Source organism: Peribacillus sp. Hz7, from assembly GCF_042136355.1.
Lineage (GTDB): Bacteria > Bacillota > Bacilli > Bacillales > DSM-1321 > Peribacillus > Peribacillus asahii_A.
Genome location: NZ_JBHHJV010000011.1, coordinates 123,797 through 144,946, shown reverse-complemented (window position 1 = coordinate 144,946; position 21,150 = coordinate 123,797). Strand labels below are relative to the sequence as shown.

At 35.2% G+C, this 21,150-nt stretch carries 15 protein-coding genes and 1 other RNA gene; 10 read left to right on the top strand and 6 right to left on the bottom strand.

The window, feature by feature from the left end; all coding sequences use genetic code 11:
- Window positions 1-223: 223 nt before the first annotated feature.
- On the bottom strand, window positions 224-1,336 hold the full coding sequence (locus ACE199_RS15590; protein WP_375350601.1) for an NAD(P)/FAD-dependent oxidoreductase: 1,113 nt from the start codon (window positions 1,334-1,336) through the stop codon (window positions 224-226).
- Window positions 1,337-1,529: 193 nt separating this feature from the next.
- Between ACE199_RS15590 and ACE199_RS15585 the strand changes: the two genes are divergently transcribed.
- Complete coding sequence (locus ACE199_RS15585) at window positions 1,530-5,873, top strand: lamin tail domain-containing metallophosphoesterase family protein (RefSeq protein WP_375350600.1); 4,344 nt, start codon at window positions 1,530-1,532, stop codon at window positions 5,871-5,873.
- A gap of 166 nt (window positions 5,874-6,039) precedes the next feature.
- On the opposite strand, the gene ACE199_RS15580 is transcribed toward ACE199_RS15585, so the two are convergent.
- A complete protein-coding gene (locus ACE199_RS15580) occupies window positions 6,040-7,386 on the bottom strand; it encodes an MFS transporter (RefSeq protein WP_375350599.1) in 1,347 nt (448 codons plus the stop codon).
- Between the two features lie 400 nt (window positions 7,387-7,786).
- On the opposite strand from ACE199_RS15580, the gene ACE199_RS15575 reads away from it, so the two are divergent.
- Window positions 7,787-8,374 carry a branched-chain amino acid aminotransferase gene (locus tag ACE199_RS15575; protein WP_375350597.1) on the top strand — a complete coding sequence of 196 codons (588 nt, stop codon included), beginning with the start codon at window positions 7,787-7,789 and terminating at the stop codon, window positions 8,372-8,374.
- A gap of 263 nt (window positions 8,375-8,637) precedes the next feature.
- Here ACE199_RS15575 and ACE199_RS15570 read toward each other — a convergent pair whose 3' ends face one another.
- Window positions 8,638-9,120, bottom strand: a complete 483-nt coding sequence (locus ACE199_RS15570; RefSeq protein ID WP_375350595.1) for a hypothetical protein — start codon at window positions 9,118-9,120, stop codon at window positions 8,638-8,640.
- Window positions 9,121-9,733: 613 nt separating this feature from the next.
- On the opposite strand from ACE199_RS15570, the gene ACE199_RS15565 reads away from it, so the two are divergent.
- On the top strand, window positions 9,734-10,456 hold the full coding sequence (locus tag ACE199_RS15565; RefSeq protein WP_375350594.1) for an SH3 domain-containing protein: 723 nt from the start codon (window positions 9,734-9,736) through the stop codon (window positions 10,454-10,456).
- A gap of 1,131 nt (window positions 10,457-11,587) precedes the next feature.
- A complete protein-coding gene (locus ACE199_RS15560) occupies window positions 11,588-12,889 on the top strand; it encodes a protoglobin domain-containing protein (RefSeq protein WP_375350593.1) in 1,302 nt (433 codons plus the stop codon).
- 147 nt (window positions 12,890-13,036) lie between these two features.
- On the opposite strand, the gene tatA is transcribed toward ACE199_RS15560, so the two are convergent.
- On the bottom strand, window positions 13,037-13,261 hold the full coding sequence (gene tatA, locus ACE199_RS15555) for a twin-arginine translocase TatA/TatE family subunit (RefSeq protein WP_375350592.1): 225 nt from the start codon (window positions 13,259-13,261) through the stop codon (window positions 13,037-13,039).
- 170 nt (window positions 13,262-13,431) lie between these two features.
- Between tatA and ssrS the strand changes: the two genes are divergently transcribed.
- The 6 genes from ssrS to ACE199_RS15525 all read left to right on the top strand — a co-directional run bounded on the left by ssrS (window position 13,432) and on the right by ACE199_RS15525 (window position 19,279).
- Window positions 13,432-13,620: non-coding RNA, 6S RNA (ssrS, locus tag ACE199_RS15550), on the top strand.
- 148 nt (window positions 13,621-13,768) lie between these two features.
- Window positions 13,769-14,404, top strand: a complete 636-nt coding sequence (locus ACE199_RS15545) for a GGDEF domain-containing protein (protein ID WP_375350590.1) — start codon at window positions 13,769-13,771, stop codon at window positions 14,402-14,404.
- A gap of 243 nt (window positions 14,405-14,647) precedes the next feature.
- Complete coding sequence (locus ACE199_RS15540) at window positions 14,648-14,848, top strand: cold-shock protein (RefSeq protein ID WP_127760028.1); 201 nt, start codon at window positions 14,648-14,650, stop codon at window positions 14,846-14,848.
- Between the two features lie 183 nt (window positions 14,849-15,031).
- The gene (locus ACE199_RS15535; RefSeq protein ID WP_375350589.1) at window positions 15,032-15,601 is read left to right on the top strand and encodes a TetR/AcrR family transcriptional regulator; all 570 of its coding nucleotides are present in this window, start codon (window positions 15,032-15,034) and stop codon (window positions 15,599-15,601) included.
- 62 nt (window positions 15,602-15,663) lie between these two features.
- A complete protein-coding gene (locus ACE199_RS15530) occupies window positions 15,664-18,780 on the top strand; it encodes an MMPL family transporter (RefSeq protein ID WP_375350587.1) in 3,117 nt (1,038 codons plus the stop codon).
- Between the two features lie 280 nt (window positions 18,781-19,060).
- Complete coding sequence (locus tag ACE199_RS15525; RefSeq protein WP_375350586.1) at window positions 19,061-19,279, top strand: hypothetical protein; 219 nt, start codon at window positions 19,061-19,063, stop codon at window positions 19,277-19,279.
- 72 nt (window positions 19,280-19,351) lie between these two features.
- On the opposite strand, the gene mscL is transcribed toward ACE199_RS15525, so the two are convergent.
- A complete protein-coding gene (gene mscL / locus ACE199_RS15520) occupies window positions 19,352-19,732 on the bottom strand; it encodes a large conductance mechanosensitive channel protein MscL (RefSeq protein ID WP_375350585.1) in 381 nt (126 codons plus the stop codon).
- A 105-nt stretch (window positions 19,733-19,837) separates the two neighbouring features.
- Complete coding sequence (locus tag ACE199_RS15515; protein WP_375350584.1) at window positions 19,838-21,073, bottom strand: ATP-binding protein; 1,236 nt, start codon at window positions 21,071-21,073, stop codon at window positions 19,838-19,840.
- Window positions 21,074-21,150 lie beyond the last annotated feature (77 nt).

Genomic DNA, 21,150 nt, shown 5'->3' with positions numbered 1-21,150 from the left:
AGGTCTTTTCATCGTGCGAAAGTTTGTTTTGGAAGGAAGGGGTACCCCTTCCTTCCAAAACAAACTCACCTCTTAGAATAAAATTATCTAAAAATACTTGACTAGAGGTAAGAAAGGCATGAGTCCGGTACAATACCGAATTCATGCCCATCAAGCTGCCTAATGAAATAACCGTGTCTAATTTTTAGGGGTCACTTCATTTTCGGATAGTGCTTTTTAAGTTTCACAAGGCCGTGCTCACATCATAAAGACTTAAATCAATTTCGACTTCTAGGCCTAAAGAAAGCTGAGCAAGCTGTTCTCCGATATAGGGGCCCATGGTCAAACCTGATGATCCTAGACCATTGGCTACAATTATACCTTCCCAGCCTGGCAACTCTCCTATTACAGGAAGAAAGCCTGGTGTGAAGGGGCGAAAGCCGACTCTTGCTTCAAGAAATGTACTATCTGCTAGACCAGGAGCGGTGTGCAGTGCTTTGTTAAATACCTCCTGTAAGCCAGCTGCTGTCATCCGATAATCAAATTTTTCTATATTTTCATGGGTAGCCCCGGCTACAATTCGATGATTATCGAATGCAAGAAGATATTGATCACTTGGCGGCATAACGACAGGCCATTCATTTGTGTTTAGGTCAGGTAAGGAAAGGTGAATAATTTGTGCCCGTTGAAAGCTTACTTTAAAGTCTACTCCTAATGGCTGTAATAACTGTTTTGCCCAAGCACCTGCACAGACGATTACTTCATCGCTATGAATAAATGTATCGTTTACTGTTATGCCTGTAATCCGATTTTCTTCATATTGAAGAATGGCATCTCCATGAATAAGCGTTGCTCCATGCTTCTGCGCGGCGCGTAATAGCGCGGTACAAAGGGCACGGCCATCTACTCTTGCGGCTCCGCTTATATGTACGGACGCATATTCTTCAGCGAGCGGGGGAAATAAAACATTCGTTGCTCCAGCATCAAGCTTTGTAATATTACCAATTTCAGGTGCAACCTCTCTTCGTTTTGTCGCTCGCTCCTCCATTCCAGCTAACTTTTTTTCCTCTGTATGTAAGCTAATCGCACCAACTTGGGCATACCCTGTGTCGGTTTCTCCGTCCAATTCAAGCTCTTTGATTAAATGAGGGTAAAAGCGAGCTCCATTTTTGGCAAGTTGATACCAAGCTTTATTTCTTCTCTGTGAAATCCAAGGACAGACAATACCAGCTGCTGCTGCCGTTGCTTGTCCTTGATCTTTTCGGTCTACAATAATTACTTCTACATCTTTTTTTGCCAGTTGATAGGCCGTCGAAGCTCCTAAAATTCCGGCACCAATTATAATGATCTTTTTCATGGTAAACATCCTTTTATATTCTTGTTTTACTTAGGAAACACTAATAGCTTGAAACGTATATCTTAATACTACTGTTATAGGCATTATTTTTCTACTTATCACGGCTTTTTTAGTGAGCATGTCACAAAGTATTTATTTTTTATGAAGACGTTTATTTACGATATAAAATACATTCTACGATTAGGTGATTTCTATGAATAAGAAGTTTTTCCACTTCTCCTTTGCAGCTTATATCATGCTTTTATTATTATTCACGTCTATTCCTGTAGAAGCGAAGAAGCTAAGTGGAAGCCAGAGAAATCCAACTCTTTTTATTACAGAACTAGCAGTGGATACAACTAACCGTACAACACAAAGTGAATATGAGTTTATTGAGCTTTACAATAATAGCGATAAACCTGTTTCTCTTAGCCATTTTAAGCTAGTTGTCGAAGGTATTGAATGGACATTTACGGAGAACAAAACGATTCCTTCACAAAAAGCGATGGTCATATGGATTAAAAATGAAAAGAATCAATCTTTAACGCTGAACGATTTTAATAAACATTATAAAACGAATGTATCTAGTAAGCAGCTGACAACCGTTAAAACAAATGGTTTATCGAATCAATCGAAACAAACACTTATACTGACTGATTTGGAAGGGAAGGCTCTATCAACGGCAGCGTATCATCCAAAGCATGTAAACAAGAATAATGGCATTCACTTTCAAATTTCAATCAATAAAAAAAAGATGAAAGTAATGCAAGCTGAGGAACTAGCTACACCAGGAGTCTTACTTACAAACCAAGTACCGAAAGAACCTGTATATTTTATTGATAGAGAAGCGCCCGTTATTAAGCATCAACCAGTAAAATTAATTGCAGCAAAAGAAGACCTTTCTATTCAAGCAAAAGTGACCGATGAAACCAATCTAAAAAATGTGCAGCTTCAATATCGAACGAATAAAAATGATGTTTGGATTGAAAGCCCAATGAAAAAAACAGGTTCTAGTATATATACAGCGATCATTCCACAGGAAACATATAGCGGGAAGCATGTATATTACCGCATTTTAGCTCGCGACGGTACAAATACAAAAAAAACAAAGCAATATGCTGTTAAAGTATACGACTCACAAAAAGTACCAGAATTATTAGTGACAGAACTAATGCCGCATTCAACGAATACGGGGAACTTTGATGCCTATCAATTCATTGAAATTTACAACAATACGACAAAAGCGATTAATTTAAAGGATTATCATATTCGGTACCGTTTTTCCCTCGAAGGGTATAATGCTGACCTTATTTGGAAACCCCAGAAGGAAAATCTTATGCTTCCTTCCGGAGAAACGATGGTTTTTTGGATTATGAATGCTGGTAATCAAGATTTAACGATTGCAGATTTTAATCATCATTACGGTGTGAACTTAACTGAAAATGTTAACATCGTTCAAATACATTCTGTAGGGATGGCATATAGAGATCTTCGCGGGATTGTTCTTGCAACGAATACAGGCAAAGAAGTTTCAATTGCTTTTTATAATCAAGGGAACAAGAAAGACGTGAAAAAAAACAAAGCCATTCTCTACTCCTTTCCAAAAAAACCTGGGGATCTCTTAATGAAAAAATATAGCAGCAGGAAAAATCTAGGGACACCGGGGGGAGTATCTAAAAGACAAGTGCCATCTCAAAAGGTAATCCCAGTTGAGGATACACTCAATCCAGTCATTGAAGATCTTTCCAGCTATGAAGCACCGCTTTCTGAAATGAAGGACCTGTCATTAAAATTCGATATAAAAGATAATCATGTTGTAAAAACAGCACGATTATTTTATAAAAATAACAGTGAAAAAGAGTTCCATGCGGTCGATTTAACGGAAAGCTTTGATGATTCTTTGTTTCATTATACAATTGACTCCACGAATTTAATCGGAAAGCATTCACTTGATTATTATGTAGTAGCTTCGGATGGAGAAAATGAAACAAAAACGGAAACAAAATCAATTGCCATTCAACAAGAAGAGCCCCAACCGGGTGTTCGATTAAATATAAAAAACAATCAAATATTACACGACAAAGTATTAATTAAAGCGTATGATATCGACAACTTCTCACAAACAAGATTACTGATTGATGAACAAGATGTAACAGACGCTGCATCGTATACGTTAGTAGAGCCTGCTTATTTTGCTTTTGATGTTAAAAATGTAAATCTTTATTTTAAAAATGCCGTGACGATTGGGAAGGAAACATTGTATACGCTTGACAATATTATCAATAAATATAAAGCAGTAACGATTCCGATTGATACAAAGTTTTTTCAAAGGGGAGAAAAGACGGTCATTTCCATTCGCTCAGGTACAAAAGTGTCTCCATTTGATCGACACTCTGAACAAAATCGGGATGACTTTTATATTAAAAATATTCGTCTTGTTTTAAAAGATGGAACCGTTATTTATGATCCTAAATACGCGGATCCAACAAAGGAACTGTTTATTGGTGACAGCAAACAAGCGAGACCAGTCGTTAATTTTGCGTTCTCTATCCCTAAAAATAAATATAAAGCGAAAATGTACAGCTGGGATACAACAAAAGTGGGGGAAGGCACTCATACAATCGAAGCAATCAATAATGGAAAATCAAAAAAATCAACCGTTATTGTCGATAACAGTGCACCTATTATTATACCGTCTATTGAAGAAGGAAAAATATATAAAGGTGATATTAGGCTGCATGCTAAAACGAAAGATGCACTGTCTGGTGTTGAAACAATGACAGCAAAGCTCGATGGAAAGGATATTACATTACCTTATCAAATATCATCAGCAGCACTTACACCAGGGCAGCATTCGTTTCAGATTATAGCAGCGGATCGAGCAGGTAATAAAGCTTCTAAGACTGTACATTTTCAAGTTGTTGAGGAAAAGCCGGATAAACCTAAGGTTGTAAGTCCATTAGATGGTGCAAATCATATATCATTAGCTCCAAAGCTTGGGGTGAGAGTATCTGACCCCACTAAGGATTCCCTCGATGTTTCTTTTATGAAGGGGTATCAATACAAAGCAAACGAACAGGATAAAGTTGTCGTTTATCAAAATTCTGTGGATTATGAGCCGCCAAAAGAGATGATTCCTGAAGGAGAGAAAAAAGTTACAGCGTTACATGCTCTTACAGATGTTGATTCAAAATATGTGACAACAAAATCAACGAATCAATTTCCGTATCAGCGCTTTGAAATTACCCTTGATCAAAAAGTGAATCAGAACGACGAAGTGGAATTACGTTGGGAAGGTAAGTCATTGATTGGTCGAAAAGTATCCATGTATGTTTGGAACTATGAAAAGTCGAAATGGGAACGAAAAAGTTGGAAAATCGCAGAAAACGAAGAGAACTTTAAGCTTCAGAGTATTGTAAAAGGTTCTCACTATGTAAAGGAACAAAAAGTGCAAGTTATGATTCAAGATGAAATTGCAGCCACTAATCAATTTGATTATTCGTTTATTTGGATGTCGGACACGCAATACTATAGCGCTAGCTACCCTCATATTTATAAAAATATGACAGAATGGATTGTTGCTCAAAGAAAGGCGCTAAATATTCAATATGTGTTTCATACAGGAGATCTTGTAGATCGAGCAAGTGAGTCCAAGCAATGGGCATATGCAGATGAATATATGCGCTATTTAGAACATACAAAAATCCCTTATGGTGTTTTAGCTGGTAATCACGATGTTGGCCATAAAACAGGTGACTATCATCAATTTAGTAAATATTTTGGAGCCAATCGTTTTAAAAACAAAAATTATTATGGTGAATCATATCAAAACAACCGAGGTCATTATGATTTAATTAGCGTAAAGGGTAATGATTTTATTATGCTTTATATGGGGTGGGGAGTAGGTAATAAGGATATAGCTTGGATTAATAAAGTTCTTGCGAAATATCCTGAAAGAAAAGCCATTTTAAGCTTTCATGAATATTTGCTTGTCACAGGAGAGCGCAGCCCGATTGGAGAGAAAATTTATAACGATGTTGTCTTACCGAATAAGAATGTCATTGCCGTATTATCCGGCCATTATCATGATAGTGAAACATTAATTAATGAAATAGACGATAATCAAGATGGTGTCATTGATCGAAAAGTATATCAAATGCTTGCGGACTATCAAGGCGGGCCAGAAGGTGGACAAGGATTTTTGCGCATGATGCAAGTTAATCCTGTAGAGAATAAAATTTATATGAAAACGTATTCTCCATATCTTAATCGATATAACTACTACAATCGGAAAAACTACCCTGGCAAAGATGAATTTGTCATAGAGACAGACTTAACACCGAAAGAAAAAGTGGTTTCCACCGATTTATTTGAAGTTAATATATATACTGATGAAAAAATTGGTGAAGTAAAGGATGTAGCGAATCAACAAATGGCGGAAATGGTATGGACAGGTCTTGAGAAGGACCGAGAATATGGATGGTATGTAAAGGTGTCTGACAAGTATAATGGCCAGACTCGTTCAAAGGTTTGGACATTCCGGACAAACAATCCATAATGTAAGAGGGGCTGTGTTTTTTATATAAAACGTTCGTTCATCGAAAAGGCCTTACTGTTTATAAAGTGAAACTTCCATCGGTGGGGATTTTTCTTCATCCTCACTGATGGAAGTTGAACTAATCCGGCTTTACGGGCAGTTGTTCCCCGCTCAGCCGCCACGATTTCTACACTTTCTCGATTGGTTCAGATCTTTCTAGAGAAACTTCTGACAAAGGACTCTTTTTTTCTCGTATAATAACGATAGCAATAGCTGCAATAACTCCTGGGATAGCGAAAACCATAAAATTTAGTTGTAAAGGCAATTGAGCGCTTAGAAGAACTCCTCCCAGTATTGGACCTACAATACCGCCTATTCGACCAACCCCGGAAGCCCATCCGAGTCCTGTTGAACGGATTTGGATTGGATAATATTGAGAAACGTATGAATATAGAATAATTTGTGTTCCGATTGTGGTAGCCCCTGCAATTGCAACAAGAGTATAGAGAACAAATGTATTTGGGTGAGTTCCGAGTAAAGTTAAAGCGATTCCACCCAGAATAAAGTAGCAAATCACAACTTTTTTCGTATTCCAACGGTCTGCTGCCCATCCGCCAATAACCGATCCTAATATGGCTCCAGCATTTAACACTAATAAGAACATTAAACTAGAACCTAGGGCATAGCCTGCTTGAGCCATTAACTTCGGCAGCCATGTATTTAATCCATAGACCATTAGTAAACACATGAAAAACGATACCCAAAATAAGAGGGTGCTTAAAGCTCGGCCATCTCCAAATAATTTTGCTACTGTAATACCAGTTTTTTTAGGAATAACACTTTCGTAACGATCATTTTTCTCAGGTGTGTAGGATGGATCGATTTTTGATAACAATCGACCAATCTCCTTATGTTTATTTCTAGCTAAAAGAAATTCTAGAGACTCTGGGAGCAATTTGATAATAATAGGTAAGGTGAGTAAAGGGAGAGCGCCTACGAAAAAGACAGACTCCCAACCAAATTTAGGAATGAGGAAGATTGCTAGCCCTGCTGCTATAATTCCACCTAGAGAATAACCGCACATCATAATAGTAACTAATCGGTTTCTGAGAGGTTTCGGGGCATATTCCGTCATTAACGCTACTGTAATTGGTAGAACACCTCCTAATCCTAAACCTGATATCAAACGATAGATGCCGAATTCAGTAGGGTTTTTGGCCAAACCGATTAAACCAGTAAATAGACTAAATAGTAACACACATACAATAATAACTTTTTTGCGCCCAATCTTATCCGCAAGTGGTGCAAAAATAAAAGCACCGCACATCATACCTATAAGAGCATAGCTCCCTAAAGTGCCTGCTTGAACTGCTGTTAATTGCCACTCTTCCATCAGTACAGATACGACAGATCCATAAATCACCAGATCAAACCCATCACAGACAATGATAAAGGCACACAAGAACAAAACGAGACCATGAAAGCGGTTAAATTTTGACTCATCAACGGTACGACTGATATTAATTGAACGCATATTTCTCCTCCTACTTTTTATTTAGAATGCATAAACAAGCTCTTAAAAATCTATTTAAAATAAAAATGCATTCTGACAGAAATGGGAGATGAGAGATAGCTGTTAGGTGCATTTTTATGAATATGCAGTAGAATTACTTGGACAATCATTTAATGGTTAGTCCTCTTACTTTTCCAAGCAATTTATGTGCCGATTTTACTAGTTATTTATAAGGGAAGATTGAATGAAATTTTCGCAATTTTGATATTTTTCGCATGATTGATACTTAGAATTGCGAATTACTTTTTACGTAAACTATCTGAAGGACTAGAGCAATAACCCCGTGCCTAAACCAGATTGGACACTGAGCGATGAATGATTCATACTAGAGGGGATTGATACCATCAGGAGGAATAAAAATATGCTAAAAACCCAAATTGAACAACATATTAAGACATTCAAGGGTGACCAGATTGCCTTACATAAAGAAGAGAAAGAATATGTAGAAAAGCATCAATTGCTTGAAGGAGGCATGACAATCGTAGAAAAGGATGCAGAAGTGCGCTTTACCGATGCTTATATTGAGCGTTCCGATAAAGAATTTGAAAATCTTATTGCTGTAGAAACATCAGAATTTTTACACCAACCATTAACTTTTCTAAAAACAAACAAAAAAGAATTTATTTACCTAGAATCGAAGTGGTTTGAGCTTATTGGCGTCGATGCTGTTTCATTAGAAGTCGATGATTTATTCGGTACATATGAAGCGTTATTAGGGTTAAAGCTGCAGAAGAAATATGACAAAGCAATCCGAAGCTATTTACAAGCTGAACTACAAGGAGAAAATGCAAAATTTGCGTTAATGTTTAGCGCAGAAGATGGCCTATGGAACTTTAATTTCTCCTTAAATGATGTAAAAGGATTTACAGAAGATATGACCATTGGTGAAGCATATCAGTGCATTTATCAATTTTTATTTAAGTTGATGGAAGCGATAGAAGAGAAGTAATAAGGGTTCATATAAACTTTGCTGGCGGTGAGTCATTAATATTTGAAGAAACACGGGTAAAAGTGATTGAGACTGCTGATGTGCTGCAGAACTATCAAAATGTGATCTGCCAATAAATAAGAAAACCCTTGATATATGACAAGGGTTTTCTTATTTTACCTGAACATAGTGGGAGGTTTCCTTCGTGCTAAATTATCTAAGCTACTAAATGGCCATTTAGTATGCAGCATTAGCAAATTTTGAATTGTATTTTATATGGTTGTTCAATTTAATTCAACATCGTGTTCTTTTGCTAAGTCTTCTATTCCTTTGTTATAATCCCTCAACATCTTTCTAGCTTCCGCAAGTTTTGCGTTTGCCTCACTCATTTTTTCATGACTCTGATTCTCAAGGGCTGTTAAAATGAGGCTAAATGCACCTTGTTGTATAGTAGCAGCTTCAATATATTGCTCATGTAATTTTCTTACTTCTTCTGTTTCTACTTTAACATCTTCTAATTCCGTAATAAAATCTCGATAAGTGGGGATAACGGTAAGGGAGATAACGTCGTACATGGTTTGATCGTCCTTGTAATTTTGTCCTGTAACGCTGTCGTAGGCATCGAGTGCTATGTTCTCTAATTCCCCGGTTTGTTTTAGTTCTTTGTTCACATAATTCAATAAATCTTCTTGTACAGGATCACTTCCGCACCCAACCAAAAATACACTTATGAGCAAAAAAAAGTATCTGAATAAAGTTTTTCTCATTAGGCATCCCCTCCCTGGTTCAGTTTATTGAAGAAAGGGGTTGACACATTACCTTGTTTTTTCTTTTTAATAAATATATGTATCTAAAATAAAACCCGAGTTAATAACTGGTTGGTAAGTGAGATTTGAATAAATATCCATATTTCAAACAAAAAATATCTTTCCTGTTAATCATTCAACAGAAAAAGTGGTTCATTAATGATTGGGAGAAAGATGAAGCAATGACTGTGCAATTGAAAGGCAACTACTAAAGTGGCAAAACATTAAATTCAATGGGAGAGCCGAGGTTTAAATCCTCGGCTTTTTGATGCTTACAAATAAATACAGACAGATGTTTCCCAATATGGAGTTTATTTGGGGGAAGATCATGTTATGGACCGTTTATAGGAATTTAGAGAAATACAGAGGGAAACGAGGTTTATAAAGGTAAGACATCTTATGAAATTATTAATTTTAAAAGAAATTAATGATGATTACATGAGTCAATGGAGTGTTGACGCTTTTTTATTTTATCAACGGCAAGCGAAGAGTATAGAAGTTTAAATTAAATAACCCTTCTTTATGAAAATATAGTAGAATTGTATTATCTTAACAGTAAAGGAGGACTATAGTTGTGAAAAGGTTATTTAAGATATTGATTATGCTTATTTTAGTATTATCGTTTTTCTCTTTTAATTCATCGAATACGGAAGCCGCTACTACTAAAATAGCGCACGTGAATATTAAGAGTGGTACTCTTACCATTCGAAGCGGTGCAGGAACAAAATATAAGAAAGTTGGATCATTGAAAAAGGATGCAGGAGTGTACGTTTATTCCCAAACTAAAAGTGGTTGGTCAGAAATTCGTTATAAAAACAAGAAAGCCTATGTAGCAACAAAGTATTTGAAGTTTGCTAATTCTTATTTAATGGATAAAAAGAAGATATATACATACATAGACATGAAAACTGGGGAAAAATCGAAACATACGTATACAGGTATATATGCTCCTGACTCAAAAAAATGGGATATATGGAAAAGTGAAGAGGGCAGTTATATCGTTGATGAAGATAAAAATGGATTATACTCGGGTTGGATGGAATCTGAATATGTTGTTGATATAAAATATCCTGTTAAAGTGGGTCAATCATGGGATAATGGTTTTGGCGAACCTAACTATACTCGTATTACTTCTATTTCTAAAACAGTTAAAACACCTGCAGGAACATTTAAAAACTGTATTGAAGTGACAGATCAGTTTGGGTATAAAAGGTATTATGCGAAAAATGTAGGACATGTTAAATTAGTTTATAAAGGGAAGACACTTAGCCAACTTGTTAGTCTGAAAAACAGATAAAGATAATTTAGAAGAGTCGGCTACGTGCCGATTCTTTTTGTTTATATGGATGGCAAGCGGAAGGGATATATTACATTTGTTGTCAAAATGAATGTTTTGTATGCACTTAGAACACGATGAATTCGCTCGTACATATTGGTAGGACGTCGATTTTCTTATACATTCGGAAGATTATGTGCATCAAACACCACTTTAAAAGTAGGTATATTTTTTCTGACTTGATTAGAGTGATGAAAGGGGTGTAGGGAAATAAACTTTTTCAAAGGCTGCATGTGGGGAATCCCTATTATCCATTCCAATGTGGATTATCATTATTTTTGCTATACGAGCTTTAATAAATTAATCAACAACTTCATGATTTAAGAAATGCCATGTACCGAGCGGGGGTGCCTTATTTTATGAATAGTTGGAATATTTTAAATTATTCCAAAAATTACACGTCGACAAAAACCAATAAGTATTTTATATTCAATGTAGAAAGCAATCATGTTGCGTTGATTGTTTTCTTTTTACTCATTTAGGCAGTCAGTTATCCTTAAAAACTGACTGCCTTTTTTATGACCTCATGACCATAGTTTGCTCCGAACTGATTGCGGATATTTTATGCCGTAAAAGAAAAGTAACAATACTTTAATGTTTATGATACTAACACAATTAGGGGAATATTGTATCATAATAATATGGATAGAATAGATATTGATAAATTGTTAGCAGAAACATTGGGTTTAGTTGATGAACAGTACAAATTTGAGGAAATTAAAAAAATAGACATTGATCAATTGCTCGATTCTTAGTGAGAAGCCGGATTTTAATCCTGGCTTTTTTTATTTTAGCGATACACTTTAGCTTTTATTGAATTTAATCGTAGATGAAGTAGGATGACCTCAATAATTTCTGGTAATATTTCATATTCTAGATAATCTAATGTTAAGGAAGAAGTTTAAGTGAGTTGAGAACGATGGTTATATTGCATGTGATTTTTCATTATATGAAAAATAATTAGTAGTCATAAAACACTAGTCCAAAAGTAGCTAAATGAGGATATTCTTAATAATTTTTACATATTTTATACATCATCCACAATAAAAGTACTATAATGAGTTTGGGATGGCAAAGAGAATCGGAGGCACTATGAAAAATTTATGGAAAAGAAATAAACCTACTGTTGATAGAGAATATTTTTTAACATATAAAAATGATGTTCGAATTGATTTACATAAATACTCAAAGTTATTAACGCAAATTGAGATGATTCATTTAACACATGAAGATTTATGCAGGATTCGTTCTATCCAAGATACGGTTAATGAACATTTAGTAGATTTAGTGAGTCGTTTTTATAAGAATCTTGAAAAAGAATCTTCGCTAATGGAGATTATCGATAACAATAGTTCAGTTAGTCGGTTACGACAATCACTTCAAAAACATATAGGTGAGATGTTTTTAGGTGTTCTTGATGATCAGTTTGTAGAACAGCGCTATACTATTGCTCATGTCCATGTTCGAATCGGCTTAGACCCTAAATGGTATATGAGTGCCTTTCAGGATCTGCTGCAGTCTATATTAACGATTATTATGCCGACTTGTCATAGTGTACAGCACTATCATGAAATGGCGTTAAGTATTACGAAAATCATTAATTTAGAGCAGCAGATTGTATTAGAAGCATATGAACTAGAAAATAAGCGTATTCGTCATCAAAACGATAAAGAGAAAAAAGCGCTTCGTGTACAGGTGAACAACAACGCCGCGCAATTGGCTGCTATTAGTGAAGAAACGAGCGCAACGAGTGTTCAAATCGTTAATAAAGTGTCTGAGATTCATCAAATCACGGAAACAGGTTCAGAGATTGCGATTAAAACGGAAGAAAAATCGAAAGAAGGTCTTCGACGTTTGAAAGCGCTGGAGGAATTAATGAATCAGGCACAGGATAATATGAAGTATATCGCTGTGGAAATGGAGCAATTAACTTCAACGTCTAAGGAAATTGAGCGGATTGTCACGATGGTAACATCGATTGCTGAACAAACGAACTTATTAGCATTAAACGCAGCGATTGAAGCGGCACGAGCTGGAGAAAATGGAAGAGGCTTTGCCGTTGTCGCAGATGAGGTAAGGAAATTAGCGGAACATACAAAAACTTCTGTATCGGAGGTTTCAAAGCTTGTCGAGGGAATTCGTCGGTATACAAGCACTATGAATACGTCGATTTCTGTTGTAAATGAAGATATTAGGAAGAGCACACAAGAAGGGAAAGAGACGAGCCTCTTTTTTGATCAAATTGTTGAATCAATGAATAATGTTAAAGAACAAAATATCAATATTGCTTCAGAAATGACAGAGTTAAGTAATATTTTTGAAGGAATGAACCAAGCATTTGAACAGGTTGCCCATTCTTCTGATGAATTAACACAAATGACGATGGTGTTATAAGAGAAAAATTACTTGTGTTCTCATTTTCAATATGCTATATTAATAAAGCGATGAGCTAATTTGTGTAAGTCGAAGAATATGCTTTATGCTAAACGTTGGGATGTGGCCCAACGGTTCTCGCCACAAACGCATCAAAGACACCGGCATTTAGTCGGTGTCTTTTTCTTTATTTGGGAGACTTTCTTTGGCCATTCGAATTTCTTCTTTTACTTGTTCTTGTATTTCATTAGGGATATCTTTTGCTGCTTCTTTAAATTCTTTTAATGCTAATCCAATAGCTCGTCCGATTTGCGGGAGCTTGTTTGGGCCGAATACGATAAGAGCTAAAGTAAGAATTAATAGTAATCCGGGGAAGCCAATATTAGAAAGCATGGTAGCATTACCTCCTGAATAATCTGTATATGTATTATTATAGCCGATTTTTTTAATTCATCGCAGTCAATTCCTTTAATGGAGTTGCCCCAAACAATAATCAGAGATTAAGATAGTTAATTATTAAATTATTACATTGATTTTATTGAAGCTTTTCGGTACAATACTTTTATAAGCTGCGTTGTACGTAATGATAATTAAGTTTTAACCTTTAAGCTGTAATAGGGAGTTTTATATTAAAACAGGAATGTTAAGCCTAGTCACTGACCTGGACAACAGGAATGTTTTTGCAAACACCCACTTTGAGGAGTGGTGGTTTAAAACTTTCTTACTTGAACTACGGCAATTGCGGCTTTTTAATTGTAATTAAGAAACAGTACAGTTCCATGTTGGGGCTGTTTTTTTATATGTAAAGAATCATTTTTCTATTAAAAAGGATTAGGGTAGTCTCATAGAAACAAACTAACAAAAATATTACGGAATTATCTGTACTTAAGAGGTATACATATGTTTGCTGTCGGTTTAATAAGTGGTTTAATAATTGGAATTATTGTGACAAGCTTATATCATAAAGAGAAAGTAAGAGCATGTATGCTACAAAGCTCACTTCAAAAGGAATTAATCTATAATACTTCGCATGATTATATGACGAAGATTTACAATCGTGCGTATTTCGAACAGGAAGTTAATAAGTACAACCAAGATCTAGACGTACCCGTTGGTATGATTCTCTGTGACTTAGATGAACTGAAATATATAAATGATCAGATGGGGCATGAGGCAGGAGACGAATTAATTAAGAGTGCTGCCCAGTTTTTAAATCAGTATTCTAATGAACATATTATTGTATCCCGAATTGGCGGAGATGAATTTACGATTTTGATGATTAATGTAGAGGAAAGTAACGTTATTCAACTTATGAAACAAATCGATTATGAATTAATGAAATATAATTTAGAAGATAATACACTTACTTTAAAAATTTCCAAAGGCTATGCGTATACGGATTGTTCATTAGGTAATATGAGACAGTTACGCATTACTGCTGATAAAGCAATGTATCAAAATAAACGGTTAAGAAAAAGTAACTTGGCTACATTATTTATACGAGATAGAGAAGAGCGAAAAGTTAGCTCGAGATAATTCGGATATCTTTTACAAAATTGATTAATATGCTCACAACCTCTACATAATACTCCATTGTTTTTCCCTCTTTAGGAAGAATATATGCATTAGACGAACAATCCGTTTATTAAACGACAACCGAATCATTTTTGTATCAAAATAACTTTTCGAGTAGTATGTATGAAATGATTTATTTTTGGTCAAACTACAGACGCAAGGCGAAATTGTAGTTTGATTTACATATTTAGGAGGTTGCATTAAATGGAACGCGGTAAAGTAAAATGGTTCAACAGTGAAAAAGGATTTGGCTTCATTGAGCGAGAAGGTGGCGATGATGTATTTGTTCACTTTTCGGCTATTCAAGGTGAAGGTTACAAAACATTAGAAGAAGGCCAAGAGGTTACATTTGAGCTAGAAGAAGGCCAACGTGGACCGCAAGCAACAAACGTAAATAAAGCTTAATATATCTAATGCAGAGAGACTGTTCCAACTTTGGTTCAGTCTCTTTTATTTGCAGGAAAAAACTTTCCCGATAGCAGGAAGAATGATGCTTCTGATTCAAAAACAAATCGTTGATTCTCAAATTTTCTTTTTGATATAATAAAACGAAATGAACATTCATTCCGTTTTTAGAAGGAGGAATATATGGTTACAAACAAACGCGATGATGTATTAGACGCAGCTTTAATTTTATTCGCTGAACGAGGATTCGATGGGACAACGATACCGATGATTGCCGATAAAGCAAAAGTAGGAGCGGGTACAATCTATCGCTATTTTGAAAATAAAGAAGCGCTTTTTAATTGTTTATTTCAATATTGGGTTACTCGATTATCCGAAATAGTCAAGGATAATTTTCCGAACGATCTAACAAATATTCGTTTACATCATCGTCATATATTTTTTCAAATTATTCAATTTGTGAATCATAATGAACATGCCCTGCACTTTATTGATTCTCACTGCAGCACTCATTACTTAGATGAGAAGAGTCAAAAGCTGTTTGCTGATTTTCTTGAATTTCTTCGGTCGATTTTAGAGAGGGGCAAAAAACAAGGAGATATTTGTTCAATGCCTGCTGATGCTTTAATAGCGATCGTATATGGTGCTATTGTTCAATTATTTAAACTAATGCGCATGAATATACTTGAAGAGACACCAGAACTATTAGTTAATATTGAAGAATGTTGTTGGAATGCTATCAAAGCTCATTGACTTGGATAGCGTTGAAATATGCGGAATGAATATTCATTCCTAAAAGGGGAAGGAGAAATACAATGAAGAAAGTAAAGAATTGGAGGACATTATCTTTATTTATATGGATTGTACTGACGATTATAACAGTTCTTACAATGCCTGATATGAACCAATTAGTAAGAGACAAAGGGCAATTGACAATTCCTGAAAATGCACAAAGTGAAGTTGCGCAATCGATGATTAAAGAGATGGATGAAAATGGAGATGAAGCCTATCAGATTATTGCTGTTTTCAATAGTGGAAATGATCATGAATTAACGAAAGAACAAAAAGAACAGATTGAATCAGTTATTAATCAATTGAAAGCTAAGAAAGAACAGTTAGGAATTAAAGATATTGTTTCTCATCTGGATAGTAAAGAAGTTGAAAAACAACTATTTTCTGAAGATCAAACAACCATTCTAACGCAAATATCTGTGGAGAGAGAGACCGGGACGATAAGTGAGGTAACTGATCGCCTTTATAAAGGGATAGAGATAAAAGGGGTAAACACCTATCTAACAGGAAGCGAAGTAGTTGGAGAAGACTTTGTTCAATCTTCGCAAGAAGGCATTAAAACAACAGAAAAAATTGCTGTTATTTTTATTTTAGCTGTATTAATTCTTATCTTTAGATCGCCAATTGTTCCAGTCATTTCTCTGTTAACAGTTGGAGTATCTTATATCGTTTCCTTAGGAATTATCGCTCATTTAGTTGACCAGTTTAATTATCCATTTTCTAACTTTACACAAGTGTTTTTAGTGGTGATTTTGTTTGGAATTGGGACCGACTATAATATTTTATTATATACCCGATTTAAAGAAGAACTTAGTAAGCAAGAGGATGTACTTTCTGCGATTAAAGTAACTTATAAATCAGCAGGAAAAACGGTCTTATATAGTGGTATTGCTGTTTTTATTGGCTTTATGGCGCTTATTTTGGCGGAGTTTAAGCTCTATCAAGCAAGTTCTCCTGTAGCCATTGGAGTGGCAATTCTACTTCTAGTTTTAATTACTCTAAATCCATTTTTTATGGCTGTACTTGGAAAAAGAATGTTCTGGCCGATTAAACGGTTTGAGGGACATGCAGATAGTCGTATCTGGGCATTTCTTGCAAGCAAATCGGTGTTACGACCAATTATATCTATCATAGTAGTAGCGATATTATGTACGCCATTTTTATTAAAGTATAGTAGTGTACTTAGTTATAATGACCTTTTAGAAGTGGATGATGTCTATGCATCTAAGCAAGGTATTCAGATTATTGATGACCATTTTCCACCAGGTTTTTCGTCACCAACTACTCTAGTTATTCAATCAGGTCAGAAGTTAGATAATCAAGAGTCACTACAAATTTTGGATGAATTATCCAATAAATTGTTGAAGATTGATAGTGTATCAAATGTCTATACGCCCACACGTCCAGCTGGTGAAAAAATAGAAGATTTATATATTGATAATCAAACAAATACCCTTTATAAGGGAATCGGTGACGCTAATGAAGGAATTGGGAAAATAAGCGAAGGTTTTTCTTCTACTGGAGATCAGCTAGCAAGTAATACGAATGGACAAGACAGTGTACAGCAGTTAATCGATGGCACGAGTGCATTACAAAATGGCGTTTCAGCCATGGGAGAGGCCATGAATCAAGTAACGGCAGGAATGAATGATGGGGCCCAAGGAGCAGAGCAATTAGCAACGGGTCTCGCTTCATTAAAAGAAACAGTCGGGACATTATCAAATGGGACTGCTGAATTAGCTAAAAGCTATAATCAACTGCAAGTAGGGTTAGGTGCTGTCGGTAATCAATTTTCTAGTATCGAACAAGCAATAACGGGTGCTAAGGCTGGTTACGAACAAATTGAAACTTTAATGACAAGTTATATTCAAGCTAACCCAGAAGCAGCCAATGATTCAAATGTACAGAAAACAATTGGAATTGCCAAATCAGGAAAAGAACAATTAGGAAAACTGGCGGAAGAGTTGAGTAAAGTGACACCTCAATATAACGCAGCGATGTCTTCCTTTAAAGAGGCGAATACAGCACTGGCACAAGTGAACAAAGGCTTATCACAAATGGAGACTGGAGTAGGTAAGTTACAGTCAGGAGCGGTAAGTTTACAAAGTGGTTTACGAGACGGTGCAGCAGGTTCTAGCCAGATTGCCAATAAAACGACAGATTTACAATCAGGCTTACAACAAATTAATGCAGGACAAAAACAACTGCAAACTGGACTAAATGATTTAGAAAAGAAAATGAAAAAACTACAGTCAGGCCTTTCAAAAAGTTCAGAAGGATTGGATGAAGTAAGTAATGGGCTGGATGATGCTAGGGGCTATTTAAGTGGACTTAGTGAGTCAGAGGCCTCTGATCAATTGTATATTCCTAAAGAGGTAATGAAAAGTGAGGATTTCCAAAAGGCATTAGATATGTATATGTCTAGTGATCGTCAAACGGTTCGAATGAATATTATTTTAGATGTGAATCCTTATTCAGCAGAAGCGATGTTAGTTGTTAGAAATATTGAAAAACAAGTAGAAGCTTCGTTAAAAGGAAGTGAATTATCAAAAGCGCAAGTAGCGATTGGTGGAAAAACATCGCAAAATGCAGATTTACAGGATATTGCTAGTGGGGATTTTAGTCGCACTGCAACAATTATGTTAATTGGCATAGGGCTTGTTCTTATTATCATCACTCGCTCATTTTGGCAGCCTATTTTCATTATCGGCTCTTTAATACTAGCATATAGTACATCTATTGGAATTGCCGAAATGATTTGTACAAAAATTTTAGATGTGGATTATTTAAGCTGGAATGTTCCGTTCTTTAGTTTTATTATGGTCATTGCATTAGGAGTCGATTATAGTATTTTCTTAATGATGCGCTATCGTGAAATAGAAGAAGGTGTATTTCAGGTGACCGCTATTATAGAAGCGGCGCGTCATATTGGTGGAGTTGTTATTTCAGCTGCAATTATTTTGGGAGGAACGTTTGCTGCTTTGTATCCTTCCGGAGTTGTCACACTCATCGAAATAGCAACGGCTGTTATTATTGCATTAATTCTACTAAGTTTTGTCATGCTGCCGATTTTTATACCAGCGTTAATGGCATTGATGGCTAAATTAAACAGCTTTAGTCGTGGTACAAAAGAAATTTAAGAAAAGTAATCCCCTGATTTTATTTCACCATATCAGGGGTGTTTTTCTAATCTTTTCTTTTTTAGTGCGGTTTTCTAATCATTGAATCATTCGTTGAGTTGATACTTTCTACATAAAAAACACTAACGATATTAATGAGGTAGGTGTATAAAATAAACCATCTATTAGTTTACTATGTTTTTGGAATATTTAATGGTGTTGGATAAGTAAAATAGGCGAACACTCACGTTTATAGCACATAAAATGGATTACCTAGATCTAGGTGAGGAGGAGTTAGTTTATGTATCCGCACAGAAATTCACATCCGAATTATCCGGTTCAAAGTATGCCGGAGTTTGTAGATTCACAACAAATCATCCAAAGAATAACTATGCTTGAAAATCAATTAGGCAGGCTTATTCAATTGATGGAACAGAATAATAAATTATTACGAAAGATGGAGCAACAGCAAAATCGTGTTGTAACGTCAGGCGGAGGATCGGTTATTGTGAGAATGTAAATTCAAGTCCCCTTCGGTATTGAAGGGGACTTGAATGTATGGATAAGTGCTAGACATAAACCCTTATCCTTCTTATTTTTGTGCTTTTAATAAATCACGAATTTCCGTTAATAATTCTTCCTCACGTGTAGGCTTTGCTGGTTCTGCAATCTCTTCTTTATCTTTCTTTCTTTGTAAACGATTGAATACTCGAATGAATATAAAAATAGAAAAGGCCACAATGACAAAGTCAACAATCGTTTGAATGAAATTTCCGTATTTTACAACAGCATCTCCTAGTGTAAATTGCAAGTTTGCAAAACTGATGCCCCCAAGAAGCAAACCAATCAGTGGCATAATAACATCTTCTACTAGAGATGAGACAATTTTACCGAAGGCGGCTCCAATAATAACCCCGACCGCTAGATCGACAACATTTCCTTTTAAAGCAAATTTTTTGAAATCATTTAACATATATGCCATCCTTTCGAGTTCTGTAGCAATAAGAACTGTTCAATATGTTATAGCATATTTTCATCGCTAATAAAAGCTAATGACGTTTAAAAATAGCAAGCAGTATCAAACAGGAATGGTAATGAGAAAAGTGGTTCCTTGTCCAACTTCACTTTCTACCTCAATTTTTCCTTTCACTTTGCTGATTGTACTGTATACCATAAGCATACCCAGTCCTGTACCTTCTTTTTTCGTAGAATAATAGGGTTTTCCTAAATGTGAAATTTCTTCACTTGTCATTCCCGTTCCAGTATCTCTAATTTGGATGAAGATCTTTTTCTTTCGTTCTAAAACATCGATATATAGAGTACCGCCATCTTTTTTCATTGCTTCGATTCCATTTTTGTACAAATTAATTAAACATTGCTGAATTTGATTTATATCAAATGTTTTATATAAGGAGTTATTAAAATTTACCTGTATAGCAACATGATGCATATTTGCATAGGGCGTCATGACGTTTGTTACATATTCTATTTCTGCTTTAAAATTAGAGTAAACCATATTGTTCGATTGCGGTTTAGCAAAAACTAAAAAATCACTCACGATTTTTTCGGCACGTTCTAATTCAAGTAAGGAATATTCAATGTACTTCTTTTCCTCCATACTTATCGTTTTGGATGTATTTAATAATTGGAGAAAGCCGTTTGTAACAGTCAGTGGATTTCTTATTTCATGAGCTACACTAGCTGATAATTCACTCACGATATTTAACTTCTCTGAATGAATAAACGTTTCTCGCTCTTTCATATTAGCGATAATTTTTTCTATTAAAGTAGTAATAATCATTATTGCAATACTGTAAGTAATGATAGCGTAGAATGTTAATTCCCAAAATTCTTGATTGATTGGCACTTGAAAGCTTAAGGTAAGAAGATACAGGAACATAGTAAAAAAAGCTGTTACTGTTGCATATAAGACCCTGTTTTTTGAATGTAGTTGAATGAATTTTCCTTTGAATAAAGGAATTACTATAAAAATAACGGAAGAGAACAAGAAAGACTGTATAACACCTTCTCCGCCAATAAAGAATCGATAAATATTAAGTACTACATAAAGTGGGAACACCATTTTGTATCCATTGTAAAGTGCGAGAATGAGAAAAGGGACGAAGCGTAAATCAAAAATAAATCCTACTTCTAGTTTAATAGGGTAGGCCATACATAAAAACATGGAAGCAGCTGAAAGTAAAATATAAATGAATGTATGATGCCTAGCTGGTAATCTATTTTCAAAAAAAATAAGAAACGTTAAAACGGGAAGAAGTAAAAAAAGAAAGTTTAAAAGTAAAATTTCAATCAAAGCAAGCTTCCTTTCATAGGGACTTAAATACATGCCATACAATAATATTCGCTTTTTATCATACTATAATTTTATTA

Excerpts from the sequence above, each read along its gene's own strand:
- ACE199_RS15580 (WP_375350599.1), bottom strand. The coding sequence starts at position 7,386 with ATGCGTTCAATTAATATCAGTCGTACCGTTGATGAGTCAAAATTTAAC.
- ACE199_RS15530 (WP_375350587.1), top strand. The coding sequence starts at position 15,664 with ATGAAGAAAGTAAAGAATTGGAGGACATTATCTTTATTTATATGGATT.
- ACE199_RS15540 (WP_127760028.1), top strand. The coding sequence starts at position 14,648 with ATGGAACGCGGTAAAGTAAAATGGTTCAACAGTGAAAAAGGATTTGGC.
- ACE199_RS15590 (WP_375350601.1), bottom strand. The coding sequence starts at position 1,336 with ATGAAAAAGATCATTATAATTGGTGCCGGAATTTTAGGAGCTTCGACG.
- tatA (WP_375350592.1), bottom strand. The coding sequence starts at position 13,261 with ATGCTTTCTAATATTGGCTTCCCCGGATTACTATTAATTCTTACTTTA.
- mscL (WP_375350585.1), bottom strand. The coding sequence starts at position 19,732 with ATGTTAAATGATTTCAAAAAATTTGCTTTAAAAGGAAATGTTGTCGAT.
- ACE199_RS15545 (WP_375350590.1), top strand. The coding sequence starts at position 13,769 with ATGTTTGCTGTCGGTTTAATAAGTGGTTTAATAATTGGAATTATTGTG.
- ACE199_RS15585 (WP_375350600.1), top strand. The coding sequence starts at position 1,530 with ATGAATAAGAAGTTTTTCCACTTCTCCTTTGCAGCTTATATCATGCTT.
- ACE199_RS15525 (WP_375350586.1), top strand. The coding sequence starts at position 19,061 with ATGTATCCGCACAGAAATTCACATCCGAATTATCCGGTTCAAAGTATG.
- ACE199_RS15535 (WP_375350589.1), top strand. The coding sequence starts at position 15,032 with ATGGTTACAAACAAACGCGATGATGTATTAGACGCAGCTTTAATTTTA.
- ACE199_RS15575 (WP_375350597.1), top strand. The coding sequence starts at position 7,787 with ATGCTAAAAACCCAAATTGAACAACATATTAAGACATTCAAGGGTGAC.
- ACE199_RS15570 (WP_375350595.1), bottom strand. The coding sequence starts at position 9,120 with ATGAGAAAAACTTTATTCAGATACTTTTTTTTGCTCATAAGTGTATTT.
- ACE199_RS15560 (WP_375350593.1), top strand. The coding sequence starts at position 11,588 with ATGAAAAATTTATGGAAAAGAAATAAACCTACTGTTGATAGAGAATAT.